Source organism: Haloferax sp. Atlit-109R (genome assembly GCF_003665865.1).
GTDB classification, from domain to species: Archaea; Halobacteriota; Halobacteria; order Halobacteriales; family Haloferacaceae; genus Haloferax; species Haloferax volcanii.
The window spans coordinates 22,205-40,259 of record NZ_QPLO01000001.1 but is presented as its reverse complement, the minus strand read 5'-3'; the positions used below and the strand labels follow the sequence as shown (position 1 = coordinate 40,259).

Here is an 18,055-nt window from a genome sequence, read left to right as displayed (position 1 = left end):
ATGCGCAAATTCGTCTTCTTCGGCGGCAAGGGCGGCGTGGGCAAGACGACGATGTCGAGCGCCTACGCGGTCAAGTGCGCCCGCGACGGCGTCCGGACGCTCCTCGTGTCGACCGACCCGGCCCACAGCACGAGCGACGTGTTCGACCAGTCCTTTACCGACGAGCCCGCGGCGGTCGCGGGCGAGTCGAACCTCGACGCGATGGAAATCGACCCCGAGACCGAGGTCCGTGAACATCTCATGGAGACGAAGCGGGCGATGGGCGACCAGGTCAGCCCGGCGATGGTCAACGAAATCGACCGGCAGATAGAGATGGCCCACCAGACGCCCGGCGCGTACGAATCGGCGCTGTTCGACCGCTTTATCGACGTGATGCGCTCGGCGGACGACTACGACCGGGTCGTCTTCGACACCTCACCGACCGGCGGGACGCTCCGACTGCTCTCCCTGCCGGAGTACCTCGACGGCTGGATTCAGCGACTCCTCCACAAGCGCAAGGAGTCGGTCAAACTGTTCGAACGCGCCGCCATCGGCAACAACGAGCCCCGGCGCATGATGGACGGCGACCCCATCATCGCCCGCCTCGAACAGCGCCGCGACGACTTCTCGTTCGCCAAGACGACGCTCCAGGACGACGCCGCCTTCTTCCTCGTCGTGAACCCCGACGAGCTATCGCTCCGCGAGACCGAGCGCGCCATCGACCAACTCGACTCTTACGGCCTCGACGTGCGCGGTCTCGCGGTCAACCGCCTCACGCCCGAACCCGACCCCGACGAGTCGGGCCGGGGGGCGACGTTCTTGCGCGAGCGAGTCAAGACAGAGCGCGAGCGACTCGACGACCTCCGCGAGAATTTTTCACCGCCGCTCGTCGCCGCCGTCGAGACGCGGGTCGCCGAGGTCAAAGGCGACTTCCTCGGCGAGGTCGCGGCCGAACTCGACATCGATACCGCGCTGGATACTCAGTAAGCTGTCACAACGAGCCGCGCGGCGGGAGTTTTCGACGTACCTCTCCGAACGAACCTGTCGTTCGAACACGATAGATGCCTATCTATCGTTACCGTTAAGGTAGGCATTTTCGTGTCTTCCAATGGGGCAGCGTACCATGGTACAAGTCATTTGGATGGTCGTCACGGTATTTGCGTTGTTTACCGTCGGGTATCTCGGTTACTCCCGATATCTCGCGCAGTTCGTCGAACTCGACGACAGTCGTGAGACGCCAGCGCACAAGTACGAAGACGGTCAAGAATACGTTCCGGCGAAAAAGCCGGTGTTACTGGGGCATCACTATTCGAGCATCGCGGGCGGCGCGCCGATTGTCGGGCCGATTACGGCGGGCGTGGTGTGGGGCTGGGTTCCCGCGCTCGCGTGGATTGCGCTCGGGAATCCGCTTCTCGGGAGCGTCCACGACTTCGTGTCGCTGTCGAGCAGCCTGCGACACGACGGGAAGTCTATCGGCTACATCATCGGCGAGTACGTCGGCGAGCGCGGCAAGAACATGCTGTTGTGGTTCGCGTTTCTCACCATCGTCCTCGTCGTCGCGGTGTTCGCCCTCGTGGTGGCCATCGTGTTCAACGCCTATCCCGAGGCGGCCACGGCGAGCCTGGTGTACATCGTCCTCGCGGTGCTGTTCGGCGTCTACCTCTATCAGCTGAATCTCCCGTTCCTGCTCGGGACGGGTGTGTTCGTCGCGGCGATGTTCGTCGGCGTCTACGCGGGGATTCAGTACCCGATTGCGCTGTTCGAGCCCGCGGCCCGCGCGCCCGCCGAGACGTTCGTCCTGTTCTCCGGCTCCGGCTCGTGGCTCCCGGGCGCGAGTTCGTTCAACGGGAACACCGCGGCGTGGGTCCCGATTATCCTCGTCTACGGGGCGGTCGCCAGTGCCCTCCCGGTGTGGGTGCTCCTGCAACCGCGCGACTACCTCTCGTCGTTCCTGCTGTACGCGGGCGTCGGCGGCGCGCTCGTCGCCATCGTCGCGGGCACGTTCTTCACGACCCCGACGCAGCCGCTCGTGACGAACCTCGAACCGTACTACGGCTTCATCGGTCGCTCCGGCGCGCCGCTGTTCCCGCTTCTGTTCATCACCATCGCCTGCGGGACCATCAGCGGGTTCCACTCGCTCGTCTCGTCGGGCACGACCTCGAAGCAGTTGAACAAGGAGTCCGACGCGCGCGTCATCGGCTACGGCGGCATGCTCGGTGAGGGCCTCCTCGCCACCGTCGCGCTGGCGACGGTCGCCATCATCGCGCCCGACGTGGGCGGCGGTATCGGCCTCGCGCTGCCGACGTTCGCCGCGGGCGGCGGCGTCATCCTGTCGAGCTTCGGCATCCCGACTGACTTCGGCGGGCCGTTCATGGCCCTCGTGCTGGTCAGCTTCCTCCTCACCTCGACCGACACCGCGGTTCGCCTCGGTCGCTACATGATGGAGGAAATCGTCGGGACGCCCGAGACGCCGGTCGAGGAGTTCGCGACCAATCGCTACGGCAACGCGTTCGTGCAGTCGCTGCCGGCGTACATCCTCATCACGAGCGGCTCGTGGCTGACGCTCTGGCAGCTGTTCGGGGGCGCGAACCAGCTGCTCGCCGCGCTGGCGCTCCTGACCGCGACCGTCTGGCTCGCCAACTGGGACGACTCCAAGCAGCTTCTCAGCACGGGCCTGCCGATGGCTCTCATGACGACCATCACGTCGCTGGGCCTGCTGTGGCTCGCGTTCCACGACAACGTCTACGCGAAGTTCATGAACCCCGAGTGGATGGCCTCGGCGGGCACCTTTGCGATGGTGGCCGCAGTCGTCCAAATCGTCCTCGCGCTGGTGCTCGTCTATCTGGCGCTGTCGCTGGCGAAAATCGGCTACGACAACATCAAAGACGCCCGGAGTTCGGGCGGCGGTGGCGGTCGCGGCGGTCGGCCGCAGCCGAGCGACGACTGACGCGCGACCGTTCGCCGTTCCGACGCCGCTTTTTCACCGACGCAGCTTCCCGAGGAGTCGGTCCAACAGCCCGTCGGATGCGGCCGGCGACCCGTCGCTCCAGAGCGTGAACGCGGCGACCGAGTCGGCGTTGCGGCTCGCCGCGGCGTCCTCGTCGCTCGGCGCGACGACGGCGAGGTTCACCTCGTAGTGGCCGTAGTAGCCGAACTTCAGGAGCGTCCGGTCCGCGAAGTCGGACACGAACGCCCGAACTTCCTCCGGCACCGCGTCGGCGACGAGCACGAAGGTGAACTCCGTCCCGTAGTGCTCCTCGTCGGGTTCTATCCACTCGTCGGCGAGCGCGTGGCCCAGTTCGACGAGCCGTTCGAGTTCGGCGACGGTGGCCGCGTCGACCCGCCGCGCGAACATGTACTCCATCGCGTGGTGGTTGGCGTAGTTGATAGACCGGTGGAGGAACTGCTTTTGGCTCTCCATCCGCATCGAGCCGAACAGGTCGAACCGCTCGCCGCGGACGGCGTACTCCCGCTGCAAGTCGTAGTTGTACATGAGCCGCTCGGCCGCCCGGTCGAGGTACTCGTCGTCCCACTCGGGGCGGTCGAGGGCGGACTCCGTGGCCGACGCATCCGACTCCTCCGGCCCATCCGGGTCTCCCGCCCCTTCGGCGTCCTCGGGTTCGACGCTCCTCATTCCTCGTCGGAGTCGTAGGGCACGGCATCGCCCGACACGGCCGGCGAGCCGAGCGCGAGCAGTTCGACCGGCTCCGCGGCGTCCTCGGGGTTGTACGCCCGGTGGGGGCTCTCGGGGTCGGCGACGAACAGGCCGTGGGCGTCGACTTCGAACGTCTCGTCCGGCGTCTCGACGAACAGCGTGCCCGAGAGGACGTAGAACGCCTCCTCCTGTTCTGTGTGGTAGTGGTACGAAAGCGGCACCTGCTCGCCGGGGGCGGCCCGGAAGCGGTTGAGCGCGACGGTCTCCAAGCCGGCCTCGCCGCCGATGCGGCGGAGTTCGCACGGGCGGTCGTCGGCGGGCTCGACGGCGGTTGCGTCCACGACGCGATATCCCATGAGACGGAGCAACACGTTCGACCGTATAAGCCCGTCGCGACCCGCCCGGAAACCAAGGTTTATTCGTGAAGGTTCCGAAGCGCGGCGCATGGCAGACTCGACCCGCGAGGGGTGCGGTCGGTGTTCGATGACGACCGTCGTGGACGCCACCGCCGACGAGTCTCGCGACCCGCTCGGCGACGACCGAATCGAACTCGACGAGGCGGCGCTTCGGGCCGCGTCGCCGGGGGCGTGGCTCGGTCGGCTGTCGGCTCGCCTCGACGCGGCCGCCGAGCGCTTCGTCTACGGCGACCGCTAGACGTTCTCACCCGTGTGCGAACCCGTCCCCTCGCAGAGTTTATACCGTCTGGCACGTACTCCCGTCAACGACAATGGAAGAGAGCATCTCCGGGTTCAAACGCCGTGGCACCTGGGACGAGGTCGTCGAACACGGGGAGCGAATCACCCGCGCGCTCCGCGACGCCGACGTCGACAGCACCGCCTTCGACGACTGGGACGAGTGGCGACCCAAGTCCCACGAGCGACTCGGTGAGGACGTAAACGAGAAGACGGCCCAGCAGGCCAGCGTCGGCGAGGGCGAAGGCGAGAAGGCGGGCAAGACGCCCAACGACGACCTCAAGACGGCGGGCGAGAAGCTGTCTCGGTCCTACGAGCGGGTCGAGGAGGGCGACAACGAGGGAGCCGTCGAGTCGTGGCAGGACTCCATCAACTACGTCGCCCGCGCGGCCGACTCCGCCGGGCGGAAGGCGCTGCGGAAGGTCGAGGACACGGTCTACCGCAACGTGATGACCCAGTTGGCTCCGTACTACTTCGACAACGAACTCGTGAGCGCGAACATCCAGCGGGTCGGCCGCGGCTCCGGCGACGAGCGGTTCGTCTTCGAGGTGAACGTCAACGACGACGAGCTGAAGTCGATGGTGTCGGAGACGCTGCGCGACTTCGAGGACGAAATCGACCGCTGGCACATCGACACGCCGAAAGAGACCGAGGTCGCGGAGGCCGTCGAGGGCGTGGAGGTGCCGACGACCGACGAGGAACACCGGTCTAACTGGACGACGAACTGAGCCGGATCCGGGTTCGGCTCGACTCGCCGCCCGCCGCCCGCCGTCGGCACGCGCTTCCGTCGGCACTCGCCGCCATCGACAATACTGATACCGCTCGCCCGCGACCCTCCGGTATGCCCGAGCCGCTCCGAGTCGAGTCCGGCGAACTGACCGCAGACGAAATCCTCGACGCGCTCCGCGAGGGTCGCCGCGTCGTCGTCCAAGCGGAACTGCTCGGCGGCGTCCACGAGGTGACGCTCCGCCACGACGGGACGGTCTTTTACTGCGACACGCCGACGACGCTCCACAAACACGAGGACGAAGACGGGATGCGCGCCTGCGTGCTGAAGATGGGCTACGCGAAAGAGTAGCGTCGGTGCGGTTCCCGGCCGCGGCGGCCGCTCGCTCGCCTGTAAGTGAGGGTTTAATCCGACGCACGGCGAACAGGTGTGCATGGCCGACGCACCGGACATGGGCGAACTGATGGAGACCGAGGACCCGAACTTCGGACAGGTCCTCGCGTGCGTCTTCGGCATCCAGAGCCACGAGAGCCGGACGTATCTCGCACTACTCGACAACCCCGGAAGCACCGTCGCGGAGCTGGCGGAGGTGCTCGACCGCGACCGCAGCAACGTCAACCGCTCTTTGACGACGCTCCTCGACAAGGGCCTCACCGAGCGCAAGCGCCGCCTGCTCGACCCCGGCGGCTACGTCTACCAGTACACGGCCACCCCGCTCCCCGAGGCCAAGGAGATGATGCACGCCGCGCTCGACGAGTGGGCGGAGGACGTTCACGCCCGCATCGACGCCTTCGGCGAGTCGTAGGTTCTTCGTCGTCTTCGAAGCCTCTCGGCCGACCGCGTTCTCGGTGCGCCTGTCGCCCGGCAGGTGCCGCCCAAACCCGCCCGCTTTTGTCCCTCTGGTGCCACCGCCCGAGCAATGAGCCTCGAACTCACGGCACCCGCCCCCGAGGAGCCATCCGTCGCCGACGACGGCACCTGGCTCGAATGTATCGCGTGCGGCGCGCAGTTCGCGCCGTTCGAGGACGTTCGGTACACCTGCGACGACTGCGACGGCCTCCTCGAAGTCCGCTACGCGTCCCCGCCGACGTGGGACGACTTCGAGGGCCGCGGCGTCTGGCGCTACAACGCCGCGCTCCCCTTCGAAGAGGGCGTCTCGCTCCCCGAGGGCGCGACGCCCCTCCACGAGGTCCCGCGCCTCGAAGCCGACGTGGGCGTCGAGACGCTCCGCGTCAAACACGAGGGGATGAACCCCACCGGCTCGTTCAAGGACCGCGGCATGACCGTCGGCGTCCGCGTGGCGAAGGAACTCGGCGTCGGCCGCCTCGCCTGCGCCTCGACCGGCAACACCTCCGCGGCGCTCGCCGCCTACGGCGCGCGCGGCGGGATGGAGACGCTCGTGTTGCTCCCCGCCGGGAAGGTCGCCGCCGGGAAAATCGCGCAGGCGTCGCTCCACGACGCGCGCATCCTCGAAGTCGACGGCAACTTCGACTCCTGTCTCGACATCGTCCAGGACCTCGCCGCCCGCGGCGAGGCGTACCTCCTCAACTCGCTGAACCCCTTCCGACTGGAGGGCCAGAAGACCATCGGCCTCGAAATCTTAGAGGAGTTCCACGAGGACTACGGCAGCTACCCGGACCGCATCGTCCTCCCCGTCGGCAACGCGGGCAACACCTCCGCGCTCTACAAGGCGTTCCGCGAACTCGTCCAGTCGGGCGCGCTCGACGCCGACGACGTGCCGAAACTGACCGGCGTGCAGGCCGAGGGTGCGGCCCCGATGGTCGAGGCCGTCGAGAACGGCTGGGACGACACCCAGCGCTGGGAGAACGTCGAGACGCGCGCGACCGCCATCCGCATCGGCAACCCGGTCAACGCGCCGAAGGCGCTCCCCGGCATCCGCGAGACCGACGGCACGGCCGTCGCCGTCTCCGACGAGGAAATCACCGCGGCGCAGCGCGACCTCGCGGCCGAGGGCGTCGGCGTCGAACCCGCCTCCGCCGCCTCCGTCGCCGGCCTCCGAAAGCTCCGCGCCGAGGGCGTCGTCGACGCGGACGAACAGGTCGTCTGTCTCACGACGGGCCACCTGCTGAAGGACCCCGACGCGGCGTTCGAAGCGGGCGACGACCCCGAACCGGTCCCGAACGACACCGAAGCGGTCCTCGAACACCTCGCCGAGTAGGCGCGCCGCCGGGCCCCGTGCCGACCGTGGCTGACCGTCGCTGACGGCCGCACACGACGGCGCTCGCCGCGGTCCGACCGCCGGCGATGACGCGCGTCGGGTGCGCGTCTGACACATTCTTTTCATTCTGTGGTACGTCGTGGCACACGATGTCGCTCAGCAGTATGCCGACCGGGACCGTCAGCCGGGACGGGGCCGGTTCGAGAACGTACCCGCCGGACGGAATCGACAACGGGCCGTCCGAAACCGCGTCTTCGGCCTCCGCAGCCCCCGCGTCTTCGGCCACGTCCACCAACGAATCCACGGCCTCGTCAGCGCCCTCGTCCTCGCCCGCATCCTCACCCGCGTCCGCGACTCCGTCAGCACAGGCGTCCACGGCCTCGCAGTCGCGCGGCCGTCAGCAGTCGCGCGGTCGCCGCCCGTCGCCCCCCGACGACGCGCGGGGCCGAGACGCCCTCCAGCGCGAGAACGAGGCGCTTCGGCGCGCGAACGCTCGGCTCAACGCCCGACTCGACAGCGCCGAAACGAACCAACAGGAGATAATCGACCGCTACGAACGGTTGCTGGCCGAGCGTCGGGACGGGAGCCGAAAACAGACCCGCGGTCGCTCGGCCCGGCGAAACGACCGGTCGCGCCGCTCGGGAGTCGAATCGAACGCGGCCGACGCGGTGCGGTCCGCCGTCGGGCGCGTGGTCGAGGGCGTCGCGTCGGCGCTCGGCCGACGGTAGCTCGTCTCGTTTTTCAGAAGATTCGGGTCGGCCGCTTCAGAGCGTGATGAGGTCGACGTCGATGATGCGGTCGTCGGCGAGGAGCTTTTCGCGGACGCTTTCGGGCACGTCGTCGTCGAGGTTGTAGACGGTCAGCGCCTCGCCGCCGGCCTTCGCGCGGCGGGCGTTGAACATCCCGGCGATGTTCACGTCGTTCTCGCCGAGGACGGTCCCGATGAAGCCGATGACTCCCGGCTTGTCGTAGTTGCGGGCGACGAGCATCTGGCCGTACGGGATGGCGTCCAGCCGGTAGCCGTTGATGCGGACGATGCGCGGGTCCTCGCCGGTGAACAGCGTCCCCGAGACGGTCATCTCCTCGTCGCCGTTGCGGACGGTGACGGTCACGAGGCTCTGGAAGTCGTCGGACTGGCGGGACTTCGACTCGACGACCTCGATGCCGCGCTCCTCTGCGACCTGCGGGGCGTTGACGGCGTTGACCTGCCATTCGAGCGGCGCGAAGACGCCCTTCAGCGCGGAGGCCGTGACGAGTTCGATATCCTCGGCGGCGATGTCGCCGGTGTAGGTGACCTCGACTTCGTTGAGGCGCCCGCCCAGCAGTTGGGCGGCGATTTTGCCGGCGGTCTCGGCGAGGCCGATGTACGGCTGGATGCGCGGGAAGGCGCTCTCGTCGACCGAGGGCGCGTTGAGCGCGTTGATGACGGGTTCGTCGCGGAACGCGGCGACCACTTGGTCGGCCGTCGAGACGGCGACGTTCTCCTGTGCGGCCGAGGTGGACGCGCCGAGGTGCGGCGTGACGACCACGTCGTCGACGGACAGAAGCGGGTTGTCGGGCGAGACGGGCTCGTCTGCGAACACGTCGACCGCGGCTCCGTCGATGACGCCGGCGTCGACGGCCTCGGCGAGGGCGGCCTCGTCGACCACGCCGCCGCGGGCGCAGTTGATGAGGTAGCCGCTGCCCATCGTTTCGAGTTCGTCGGTGGAGATGAGCCCCTCCGTCTCGGGGGTCAGCGGCGTGTGGACGGTGAGGAAGTCGGCGCGAGAGAGACAGGCGTCGAACTCGACGAGTTCGGCACCGAGCTGGTCGGCGCGCTCCTCCCCGATGTAGGGGTCGAAGGCCACGATGTCCATCCCGAGCGACGAGAACTTCTTTGCGACCTCCTGGCCGACGCGGCCGAGGCCGACGACGCCGAGGGTCTTGCCGTTGACCTCGTTGCCGAGGTAGTCGGACTTGGCCCACTCGCCGTCCTTCAGGCGGGCGTGAGCCTGCGGAATCGAGCGCGCGGCGGCGAAGCCCATCGCGACCGTGTGCTCGGCGGCGGCGCGGACGTTCCCCTCGGGCGCGTTGGCGACGATGACGCCGTGTTGGGTCGCGGCGTCGATGTCGATGTTGTCGACGCCGATGCCGGCGCGTCCGACGATGACGAGGTCGGGTGCCGCCTCGAACACCTCGGCGGTCACCTGCGTTCCGGAGCGGACGATGAGCCCGTTCGCGTCGGAGACGGCTTCGAGCAGCGCGTCACCTTCGACGTCGTACGCGGTCTCTACCTCGTAACCGGCCTCGCGTAACCGGTCCAGACCCGCGTCGGCGATCGGGTCCGTGACGAGTACCTTCATGCGCGTAGGGTCTGACCCGTGCGGGTTAAGGGTTGTCACAACGGCCGATATCGTGACATTGAGACTGTCTCGCATGGGTTGGCGTCTCAACACGTTCGCCCACTAGTATTATCTGCGCGAGTCCGATAGATTCAGTAGATGGTCTTCCGTCCCGAGAACGCTTCGCCGGCGACGCAACCGCCCGAGGTGTCGCTTCCGGACTCCGGGTCCGTGCTCATCGCCGGCCCGACGATGACGCGGAAGCGGCGGCTCATGCTCTCGATGCTCGCGCCCGGCGAGCGTACCGACGCGGGGACGGTCGTCGTGACGACGAAAAAGCCCGCCCCGAGCATCGCACGGGAGCTGTCGTACATCAGCGGGTCGCCCCCGGAGCAGTTCGAGGTCATCGACACGACGAGCGTCGCAGACCTCCTCGATGACCGCGCCGACGCGGGAAACCTCCGGTACGTCTCCAGCCCCGGCGACCTGACCGGCATCGGCATCCACCTGACCGAGTCGCTCCGGGAGCACTACGAGGCGAGTCGGTCGGCCCGCGTCGGGCTGCACGTCCTCTCGACGCTCGTGATGTACACCGACCTCAAGCGGCTGTTCCAGTTCCTCCACGTCATCACGGGCCGCATCTCCGCGGCCGGGTTCACGGGCGTCTTCACGCTCGACACCGGCTTCGTCGACGAGCGCGAACTCGCGCTCCTCAAACAGCCGTTCGACGGCTTCGTCGAGACGCGCGACACCGACGGCGACCCCGAGTTCCGGGTCCGCGGCCTCGACGACGGCCCGCGGTCGTGGACGCCGCTTCGAATCTGAGCGGGTTCCGGAGGCGGCCGGCGAGCCTTCTCACGACAGGTGCGTCACCGCGAGGTCGACCAGCGGCGAGTTCGCCCGGTCGAACGTCGCGATGGCCCCCGACCACTCGTCGTGCGGATAGATGGCGACGACGACCTCGTCGAACCACCGGATGACGGCGTTCAACTCCCCGTAGTCATCGAGTTCGGGTTCGTTGACTGGCTCGCCGAGCGCCTTCATCACGAGCGTCTTCACGCGCTCGGTGCGCGCGTCCGGTTCGAGCGCCTCGTCGATATCGCCGCGGAGGTAGAGCAGTTCGAACGCCTCGCCGTCGTACTGGCCGACCGCGCGCACCTCGGCCTCGTCGAGGTCGTGCAGGCTTCGGACGAACTGTCGGAGCGGACTGTCTCCTTCCTCGCCGAAGTCCTCGGCAAGGTCGGCTTCGACGTCGCTGAGCGTCTCGTGTTCGGCGTCGTGGAGGTCGTCCATACGTGTTGTCAGGGAGACGATGGATAAATAGCTGTGCGCGGCGTCGCCGCGGTTTCCCGGCGGTCGGCTCGCCAGCGTCCCTCCCGCGCCGCATAACTGCCGACGCGGAAGCTTTGAAACCCCGCGGCGACGACGGGCAGATATGCGCATCATCGCCTTCGACTTCGACGGCACGCTCTCGGACTCCGAGATGACGGTCCTCCTCGGCAAGAAGAACGGCACGGCCGACGAGATGGCCGACATCACCGAGCGAGCCATGAACGACGAGCTGAGCTACGCGGAGAGCCTCCGGTCGCGCGCCCGCCTCCTCGAAGGTCTCGAAGAGGAACTCGCAGAGGAGGCCTACGGCGAGGTGGCACTCCGCCCCGGCGCGGCCGACCTCATCCAGCGCCTCCGCGACTACGGCCACCACGTCGCCATCTTCACCGGCGGCTTCGAACGCGGCGTCGAGCGCGCGCTCGAAAAGGAAGGCGTCGAAGTCGACGACATCGTCTCGAACCGCCTGCCCGTGAAGGGCGGCCGACTCACCGGCGACGTGGAAGGGTCGCTTATCGAGGGCACGAAGGACACGGCGCTGGAGACTCACGCCGCCGAACTCGACGTACCCATGGACCGAACGGTCGCGGTCGGCGACGGCGCGAACGACCTCCCGATGCTCGAAGTCGCCGGCCTCTCGGTCGGCTTCGTCCCCAAGGACGCGGTCCGCCCGGCCTGCGACGCCGTCGTCGCCTCCATGGACCGACTCGGAAAGCTCTTCGAGAGCCACGGGATTCTCGACGCCGACGAGTAGACTGCTTGTGGTCTGCTAACACTTATCATATCTCGGCCCGTAGCGCCGCGCATGGCAATCAGCGACGTCAACACGCCCGAACTCTGGGTGGCGGGCTTCGCCTTCGTGGTTCTCGCGGTCGCCGCCCTGTTCGAAGGCGTCGTCCTCCTCGATGTCCGCACACTCGGCGTCGACGAGTCGCTTCCCGCGGCCGTGGCAGTCGTGGGGACGATGCTGGCGCTGTGGTGGTTCGACGACGGGTGAGCGCGACCGCGACTGCGACCGCGACCCAGACAGGACAGAACAGAACTGAACCGACGCTGAACTGCTCTTTTTGCGACCGTGCGAACCCCGGAGCGACGCGACCGAACGGGGACAACGATTAAGTCGATGTGTAAAGTATACTTTACTGTAAAGCGAACTTTCCACCCGGCTTCCCGCGACCGGCGCTTTACACAGCACTATGTCACAAGTCCAACGCTCACCGACGCCTCGGCTCTCCAGACAACGGCGGTACCGGCGCCTGCTGTTCGGTTCCATCGGAGCGGGCGTCCTCGCCTCCCTCGTCCTCCGATTCCTCGACTACCCCGTCCTCGGGGAAGCCGTCTACTGGCTCGGCATCGTCGCCGCGCTCGCCGTCTGGCGCGGCACCGACGTCGCGCTGTTCGACGAGCGCGACCGCTCGCTCGAACGGCGGGCGAGTCAGCTCACCATGACCGTCGCCGCGGTGGTTCTCGTCCTCGGCGCGTCCGCCGCCCGACTCGGTGCGACGCTCGAGCTGTTCGAGGTCTCGCCGTTCCTCTCGGGCGCGCTGTACGGCTACGTCGGGCTGTTCGGGCTCTTCGCCCTGTGCTACCTCTGGGTCCGCGCTCGGACATGAAAAACGGGCTCCGAACGCGCCGCGAGGCCGCCGACCTCAGCCAAGGCGAACTCGCAGAGGCGGTCGGCGTCACCCGACAGACCATCAACGCCATCGAGCGCGAGCGGTACGACCCGTCGCTCGAACTGGCGTTCAAGCTGGCGGCGTACTTCGACTGCCGCGTCGAGGACCTCTTCGACCCGGAACTCGATGCCGACCTGACCGCCTAAAAAATCAGCTCGCCGTTTTTCGGACGCTTCCTCACCGATTCAGGGTGTGAATCGCCTGTCCGAGCGCGTTCTCGGCGGCCTCCATGACCGCTTCCGCGAGCGTCGGGTGGGTGTGGATGGTCGAGGCCACGTCTTCGAGCGTCGCGCCCATCTCGATGGCGAACGCGAGTTCGGCGATGAGTTCGGAGGCCTCGGGGCCGACGATTTGCGCCCCGAGGACGAAGCCGGACTCCTCGCCGGCGACGACGCGGACGAAGCCGTCGGCGTGGTTCGTCGTCAGCGCGCGGCCGGACGCCCGGAAGGGCATCTGCCCGACGATGGGCGTGAAGCCGGCCTCCTCGGCGTCGGCCTCGGTCATGCCGACCGTGCCGATTTCGGGGTCGGTGAACACCGCGGCGGGGACGGCCTGACTGTCGAAGGCGACCGGTTCGCCGGCGACGTGCTCGGCGGCGACGATGCCCTCCTTCGAGGCGACGTGCGCGAGCATCGGCGTGTCCTCGACCACGTCGCCGACGGCGTAGATGTGCTCCACGTCGGTGCGGCGGCGGTCGTCGACCGAGAGGAATCCGCGGTCGTCGGCTTCGAGACCGGCGTTCTCGATGTCCATCGTGTCGGTGACGGGCGAGCGCCCGACGGCGACGAGCACCTTGTCGGCGCGGTACTCGTTTTCCTCGCCGTCTTCGGTCTCGGTCGTCACCATGATGCCGTCGTCCTCCTCGCGCCAGCCGCTGGCTCCCTCGCCGAAGTGCATGTCGATGCCGAGCTCTTCGGCGCGCTTGCGGACGACGCGGGCCACGTCGGACTCGTAGCCCGGCAGGATGTCGTCGAGCATCTCGACGACGGTCACGTTCGCGCCGAGTTTCGCGAACGTCGTGGACAGCTCCATCCCGATGTAGCCGCCGCCGACGACGACCAGTCGCTCCGGGACGGTGTCGGCTTCGAGGGCGTCGCGCGACGACCACACCGGCTCGTCCCCGAAGTCGAAGCCGGGAATCTGGATGACGCGCGAGCCGGTGGCGATGATGCAGTGTTCGAACTCGATGGTCTCCGAGCCCTGCCCCTCGCCGCCGTGGGCGATGCGGACGGCGTGTTCGTCCTTGAAGCGGGCGGTTCCCTCGACGAGGTTGACGCCGTTCGCCTTACAGAGCTTCTCGACGCCGCCGGTGAGTTGGTCGACGACGCCGCTCTTCCAGTCGCGCAGTTGCGACATGTCCACGACGGGGTCGGCGTGGATGCCCATCTCCTCGGCGTTGCCCGCCTCGTGGGCGAGGTTCGCCCCCGTGATGAGCGCCTTCGAGGGGATACAGCCGTAGTTGAGGCAGGTGCCCCCGTAGGCGTCCTTCTCGACCAGCGTCGTGTCGATGCCGTTCTGTGCGGCGCGGATGGCGGCGACGTAGCCGCCGGGTCCCGCGCCGATGACGAGCAGTTCGGTTCCGGTTGCGATGTCTCCGACGACCATTATTCTAACACCAGCAGTTTGGGGTCTTCGAGCAGTTCTTTCACGCGGTTCGTGAACCGAGCGCCCTGCGCGCCGTCGACGACGCGGTGGTCGAACGACAGCGAGAGAGTGAGGACGTTTCGCGGCACGACCTCACCGTCGACGACCCGGGGCTTTTCTTTGATGGCTCCGAGCGCAAGAATCGCCACCTCGGGGTAGTTGATAATCGGCGTGGCGTACTCGCCGCCGATGCCGCCGACGTTGGTGATGGTGAAGGTGCCGCCGCGCATCTCCTCGGGCGCGATTTTGCGGTTGCGGGCCTTCTCGACCTTCTCGTTCATCTCGTCGGCGAGTTCGAGCATCCCCTTGCGGTCCGCGTCGTGGACGACGGGGACGAGCAGACCGGCGTCGGTCGCGGCCGCGACGCCGATGTTGTACTCGTCGCGCAGGACGATTTCCTCGTTTTCCTCGTCGAGCTGCGAGTTGAGGTACGGGAAGTCCTTCAGCGCCGCGACGACGGCCTTCATCACGAACGGCATGTAGGTCAGCCGCGAGCCGCGCTCCTCGGCGACGGGCTTGAGCTGTTCGCGCAGTTCGACGAGTTCCGTCACGTCCACCTCGTCGTGGTGGGTGACGTGCGGCGCGGTGTACTTCGACCGCTGCATCTGGTCGCCGATGGCCTTGCGGACGCCCTTGTAGGGGACGCGCTCGCCGGCACCGGGGCCGGCCTCGGGCGGTGCGGGTTCACTCGCCGCGTCGCCCGTCGCCTCGGCGGTCGCGGTTCCGGCGTCGGCCTCGGCGGACACCGCCTCGGCGTCCGCGGCCTGCGCCTCGCGCTGTGCTTGGGCGTACTCCTGGACGGCCTCGGGCGAGACGAACGCCTCGCCGTCGCGCATCTCCGTCGCGGGGACCGCGTCGATGTCGACGCCCTCCTCTTTGGCCAGCGCGCGGGTCGCGGGCGCGGCGAGCGTCTGCTCGCGGTCGGCGCTCTCGGCCGGCGCGGACGAGGAGGCGGACGCGGACGTTCCCTCGTCGCGCTTCGCGGTCGCGGACTTCCCGTTGGTCTGGACGGTCCGCGGGCCGCTGGGTTCGTCGTCGCCGTCGCCGTCGTCGTCCGCGGCGGCGCGAACGTCGCCTTCGGTCACGCGGCCGCTCGGGCCGCTGCCGTCGACGGCGTCGAGGTCGACGCCGAGTTCGCGGGCGAGGCGGCGGACGCTCGGCGGGGCGAACACGCGCCCGCCGGAACCCGACTCGTCGTCGCTAGCGCCGTCGGCGTCGTCGCTCTCGGCCGACTCAGACCCGGCCGCTTCGGCGTCCGCGTCGGCGGCCTCGGCGGCCTCCTCGTCGTCGCCATTCTCCTGAATGGTGATGATGACGTCGCCGACGGGGACGACCTCGCCCTCCTCGGCGAGGAGTTCCTTCACCGTCCCGTCGAACGGCGAGGGCACGTCGACGAGCGCCTTGTCGGTCTCGACCTCCGCGAGCACCTGGTCTTCGGTTACCTCGTCGCCCGGCGCGACGTGCCACGTTACGAGTTCGCCTTCCGCGACGCCTTCACCGACGTCGGGGAGTTTGAATTCCTTGAGCGCCATCGTTCAGAAGTTCACCGCCTCACGAATACCTTCTTCGACGCGGGCGACCGACGGGAGGTAGTAGTCCTCCAGCGCGTACAGCGGGTACGGCACGTCGTAGCCCGCGACGCGCTTGACCGGCGCTTCCTGATAGAGCAGCGCCTCCTCCTGAACCGTCGCCGTGATTTCGGCGCCGAGGCCGCCGTTCTTCGGGGCCTCGTGGACGACCACCGCGCGGCCGGTCTTCTTGAACGACTCCACGATGGTCTCGCGGTCGAGCGGCGAGATGGTTCGGATGTCCACGACCTCGGCGTCGATACCCTCTTCTTCGAGGTTCTCGACGGCCTCCAGCGTCGGGCGCGTCATCGCGCCGAAGGTGAACACGGACACGTCCGTGCCCTCGCGGCGAACCGCGGCCTCGCCGATGGGGACCGTGTAGTCGTCTTCCGGGACCTCGCCGCGGAACGCCCGGTAGATGAGCTTCGGCTCCATGAAGATGACCGGGTCGGGGTCGCGGATGGCGGAGATGAGCAGTCCCTTCGTGTCGTACGGCGTCGAGGGGATGACGACCTTCAGGCCGGCCTCGTGCGCGTAGAACATCTCCTTGGACTCCGAGTGCGACTCGGGGGCGCGGATGCCGCCGCCGTAGGGCGCGCGGAGCACCATGGGGAGCGTGTAGCGGCCGCGGGTGCGGTTGCGGAACCGCCCCATGTGGCTCACGATTTGGTCGAATCCGGGGTACATGAAGCCGGAGAACTGAATCTCGGGGACCGGCTTCAGCCCCATCGCGGCCATGCCGATGGCCGTGCCGACGATGCCCGATTCGGCCAGCGGCGTGTCGATGACGCGGTCGTCTCCGAACTCGTCCCAGAGGCCCTCCGTGGCCCGGAAGACGCCGCCGTTCTTGCCGACGTCCTCGCCCATGACGAGCACCTCGTCGTCGAGGTTCATCTCGGTGTAGAGACCGTCCCGTACCGCCTGCACGATGGTGAGGTTCTGACTGCTCATTCTCTGAGGAATCCTTCGTCGCCGAACTTCTCGCGGAGCGCTTCGAACTCCTCGTACTGTGCCTGAATCTCCGGGGTCCGCTCGGCGTAGGCGTAGTTGAACATCTCGCTCGGGTCCGGCCGCGGGTCGGACTCGGCCGCCTCGATGGCGTCCGCGACCCGTCCTTTCACGTCTTCTTCGATGGCCTCGACGGCCTCGTCGTCGATGCGGCCCGTCTCGCGGAGGAACGCCTCCAGCCGCGGGATGGGGTCTTTCGCCTTCCACTTCTCGACTTCCTCGTCGTCGCGGTAGACGGTCGGGTCGTCGGCGGTCGTGTGCGCGCCGAAGCGGTACTGGACCGCCTCGATGAGCGTCGGGCGGCCCTCGCCCTCGCCGGGGTTCTTCGCCTTGTCGAGCGCCGCCTTCGTCACGGAGTAGACCGCGAGCGGGTCCATCCCGTCGACCTGCACGCCGTCGATGCCGTAGGCGGTCGCCTTCTGCGCCAGCGTCTCGGAGGCGGTCTGTCGCTCCCGCGGCACCGAGATGGCCCACTGGTTGTTGTTACAGAAGAAGACGTTCGGGGTGTCGAAGACGCCCGCGAAGTTCAGCCCCTCGTGGAAGTCGCCCTCGGAGGTCGCGCCGTCACCGAAGTAACAGATGACGGCCGTGTCGTCCTCGCCGCGGAGCTTCTTCGCCCACGCCGCGCCGGTCGCGTGGGGAATCTGCGAAGCGATGGGGACCGCGGGCGGGAAGAGGTTCACGCCCTCGGGCATCTCGTTGCCCTTCTCGTGGCCCATCCAGTACAGAAGCGTCTGCTTCAGCGGAAGCCCCCGGAGCAGCGACGCGCCGTGTTCGCGATAGCTCGGGACCATCCAGTCCTGTTCGTCGAGCGCGATTGCGCTCCCGATTTGTGCGCCCTCCTGTCCCGACAGCGGCGGATACGTCCCCATCCGCCCCTGTCGCTGGAGACTCACCGCCCGCGTGTCGAAGTGCCGGGCGAGACGCATGTATCGGTACATCTCGACGAGCGTCTCGTCGTCGATGTCGGGAACCTCGCCGACGACGGTCCCGTCCTCGTCGAGCACTCGTACCTGGTCCTGCGGGTCGCGTTGAAGCACGCTCACGGGAGAACCCTCCTGTTCATGGCAAAATCGACACCCGCCGGCGTTATATTGTTTTCGTATATAATTTACTTTGACTCGGAATATTGCGTCTCGCGTCGTGCTATGTCAACTCACACGGGGTAAAATTGGACATTTTCGCTTCTAAACGATTCTTCCTGACGTTCATTCGTGTGAACCCACACATCACCGAGAGATAATCGGAAATATCGGCAGCGTTGCAGGTCCGCTTCG

21 protein-coding genes are annotated in these 18,055 nt (G+C 67.7%); 13 read left to right on the top strand and 8 right to left on the bottom strand.

The window, feature by feature from the left end:
• Nucleotides 1-966 (top strand): TRC40/GET3/ArsA family transport-energizing ATPase, encoded by a 966-nt coding sequence (locus DVK03_RS00185; RefSeq protein ID WP_115801939.1) that lies wholly within the window; start codon nucleotides 1-3, stop codon nucleotides 964-966.
• Between the two features lie 136 nt (nucleotides 967-1,102).
• Complete coding sequence (locus DVK03_RS00180; RefSeq protein ID WP_115801938.1) at nucleotides 1,103-2,926, top strand: carbon starvation protein A; 1,824 nt, start codon at nucleotides 1,103-1,105, stop codon at nucleotides 2,924-2,926.
• A 33-nt stretch (nucleotides 2,927-2,959) separates the two neighbouring features.
• On the opposite strand, the gene DVK03_RS00175 is transcribed toward DVK03_RS00180, so the two are convergent.
• Complete coding sequence (locus DVK03_RS00175; RefSeq protein WP_115801937.1) at nucleotides 2,960-3,613, bottom strand: hypothetical protein; 654 nt, start codon at nucleotides 3,611-3,613, stop codon at nucleotides 2,960-2,962.
• A complete protein-coding gene (locus tag DVK03_RS00170; protein WP_115801936.1) occupies nucleotides 3,610-3,990 on the bottom strand; it encodes a cupin domain-containing protein in 381 nt (126 codons plus the stop codon). The genes DVK03_RS00175 and DVK03_RS00170 overlap by 4 nt, the downstream gene beginning before the upstream one ends.
• An 88-nt stretch (nucleotides 3,991-4,078) precedes the next feature.
• Between DVK03_RS00170 and DVK03_RS00165 the strand changes: the two genes are divergently transcribed.
• The 6 genes from DVK03_RS00165 (at nucleotide 4,079) to DVK03_RS00140 (ending at nucleotide 7,960) form a co-directional block, all read left to right on the top strand.
• Nucleotides 4,079-4,288 (top strand): hypothetical protein, encoded by a 210-nt coding sequence (locus DVK03_RS00165; protein WP_006600884.1) that lies wholly within the window; start codon nucleotides 4,079-4,081, stop codon nucleotides 4,286-4,288.
• Nucleotides 4,289-4,361: 73 nt separating this feature from the next.
• Nucleotides 4,362-5,054: a DUF5828 family protein gene (locus DVK03_RS00160; protein WP_004065968.1), complete on the top strand. Its 693-nt coding sequence runs from the start codon at nucleotides 4,362-4,364 to the stop codon at nucleotides 5,052-5,054.
• A 113-nt stretch (nucleotides 5,055-5,167) separates the two neighbouring features.
• Entirely contained in the window at nucleotides 5,168-5,404 is a 237-nt protein-coding gene (locus tag DVK03_RS00155; protein ID WP_004044839.1) for a hypothetical protein, read from the top strand.
• A gap of 82 nt (nucleotides 5,405-5,486) precedes the next feature.
• Nucleotides 5,487-5,858, top strand: a complete 372-nt coding sequence (locus DVK03_RS00150; protein ID WP_004044838.1) for a helix-turn-helix domain-containing protein — start codon at nucleotides 5,487-5,489, stop codon at nucleotides 5,856-5,858.
• Between the two features lie 114 nt (nucleotides 5,859-5,972).
• Complete coding sequence (thrC, locus tag DVK03_RS00145; RefSeq protein ID WP_115801935.1) at nucleotides 5,973-7,232, top strand: threonine synthase; 1,260 nt, start codon at nucleotides 5,973-5,975, stop codon at nucleotides 7,230-7,232.
• A 149-nt stretch (nucleotides 7,233-7,381) separates the two neighbouring features.
• Nucleotides 7,382-7,960 carry a hypothetical protein gene (locus tag DVK03_RS00140; protein ID WP_115801934.1) on the top strand — a complete coding sequence of 193 codons (579 nt, stop codon included), beginning with the start codon at nucleotides 7,382-7,384 and terminating at the stop codon, nucleotides 7,958-7,960.
• A 36-nt stretch (nucleotides 7,961-7,996) separates the two neighbouring features.
• Here the strand turns inward: DVK03_RS00140 and serA are convergent, their stop codons facing one another.
• On the bottom strand, nucleotides 7,997-9,574 hold the full coding sequence (gene serA, locus DVK03_RS00135) for a phosphoglycerate dehydrogenase (RefSeq protein ID WP_006600886.1): 1,578 nt from the start codon (nucleotides 9,572-9,574) through the stop codon (nucleotides 7,997-7,999).
• 138 nt (nucleotides 9,575-9,712) lie between these two features.
• Between serA and DVK03_RS00130 the strand changes: the two genes are divergently transcribed.
• Entirely contained in the window at nucleotides 9,713-10,378 is a 666-nt protein-coding gene (locus tag DVK03_RS00130) for a hypothetical protein (protein ID WP_115801933.1), read from the top strand.
• Between the two features lie 30 nt (nucleotides 10,379-10,408).
• Here the strand turns inward: DVK03_RS00130 and DVK03_RS00125 are convergent, their stop codons facing one another.
• Complete coding sequence (locus DVK03_RS00125; RefSeq protein ID WP_115801932.1) at nucleotides 10,409-10,846, bottom strand: hypothetical protein; 438 nt, start codon at nucleotides 10,844-10,846, stop codon at nucleotides 10,409-10,411.
• Between the two features lie 142 nt (nucleotides 10,847-10,988).
• On the opposite strand from DVK03_RS00125, the gene serB reads away from it, so the two are divergent.
• From serB to DVK03_RS00105, 4 genes are all read left to right on the top strand, one after another.
• Nucleotides 10,989-11,636, top strand: coding sequence for a phosphoserine phosphatase SerB (gene serB, locus DVK03_RS00120; protein ID WP_004065980.1), 648 nt, complete (start codon nucleotides 10,989-10,991; stop codon nucleotides 11,634-11,636).
• A 51-nt stretch (nucleotides 11,637-11,687) separates the two neighbouring features.
• On the top strand, nucleotides 11,688-11,879 hold the full coding sequence (locus tag DVK03_RS00115) for a hypothetical protein (RefSeq protein WP_004044830.1): 192 nt from the start codon (nucleotides 11,688-11,690) through the stop codon (nucleotides 11,877-11,879).
• Nucleotides 11,880-12,078: 199 nt separating this feature from the next.
• Nucleotides 12,079-12,495, top strand: coding sequence for a DUF2178 domain-containing protein (locus tag DVK03_RS00110; protein ID WP_004065985.1), 417 nt, complete (start codon nucleotides 12,079-12,081; stop codon nucleotides 12,493-12,495).
• Complete coding sequence (locus DVK03_RS00105) at nucleotides 12,492-12,704, top strand: helix-turn-helix transcriptional regulator (protein ID WP_004044826.1); 213 nt, start codon at nucleotides 12,492-12,494, stop codon at nucleotides 12,702-12,704. Before DVK03_RS00110 ends, DVK03_RS00105 begins: the two co-directional genes overlap by 4 nt.
• 31 nt (nucleotides 12,705-12,735) lie before the next feature.
• On the opposite strand, the gene lpdA is transcribed toward DVK03_RS00105, so the two are convergent.
• The 4 genes from lpdA to pdhA are packed head-to-tail and all read right to left on the bottom strand — an operon-like array spanning nucleotide 12,736 to nucleotide 17,824.
• The gene (lpdA, locus tag DVK03_RS00100) at nucleotides 12,736-14,163 is read right to left on the bottom strand and encodes a dihydrolipoyl dehydrogenase (RefSeq protein WP_115801931.1); all 1,428 of its coding nucleotides are present in this window, start codon (nucleotides 14,161-14,163) and stop codon (nucleotides 12,736-12,738) included.
• Nucleotides 14,163-15,734, bottom strand: coding sequence for a dihydrolipoamide acetyltransferase family protein (locus DVK03_RS00095; protein WP_115801930.1), 1,572 nt, complete (start codon nucleotides 15,732-15,734; stop codon nucleotides 14,163-14,165). The genes lpdA and DVK03_RS00095 overlap by 1 nt, the downstream gene beginning before the upstream one ends.
• A 3-nt stretch (nucleotides 15,735-15,737) precedes the next feature.
• A complete protein-coding gene (locus DVK03_RS00090) occupies nucleotides 15,738-16,721 on the bottom strand; it encodes an alpha-ketoacid dehydrogenase subunit beta (RefSeq protein ID WP_004044820.1) in 984 nt (327 codons plus the stop codon).
• A complete protein-coding gene (gene pdhA / locus DVK03_RS00085) occupies nucleotides 16,718-17,824 on the bottom strand; it encodes a pyruvate dehydrogenase (acetyl-transferring) E1 component subunit alpha (protein ID WP_004065991.1) in 1,107 nt (368 codons plus the stop codon). The genes DVK03_RS00090 and pdhA overlap by 4 nt, the downstream gene beginning before the upstream one ends.
• Nucleotides 17,825-18,055: the final 231 nt, after the last annotated feature.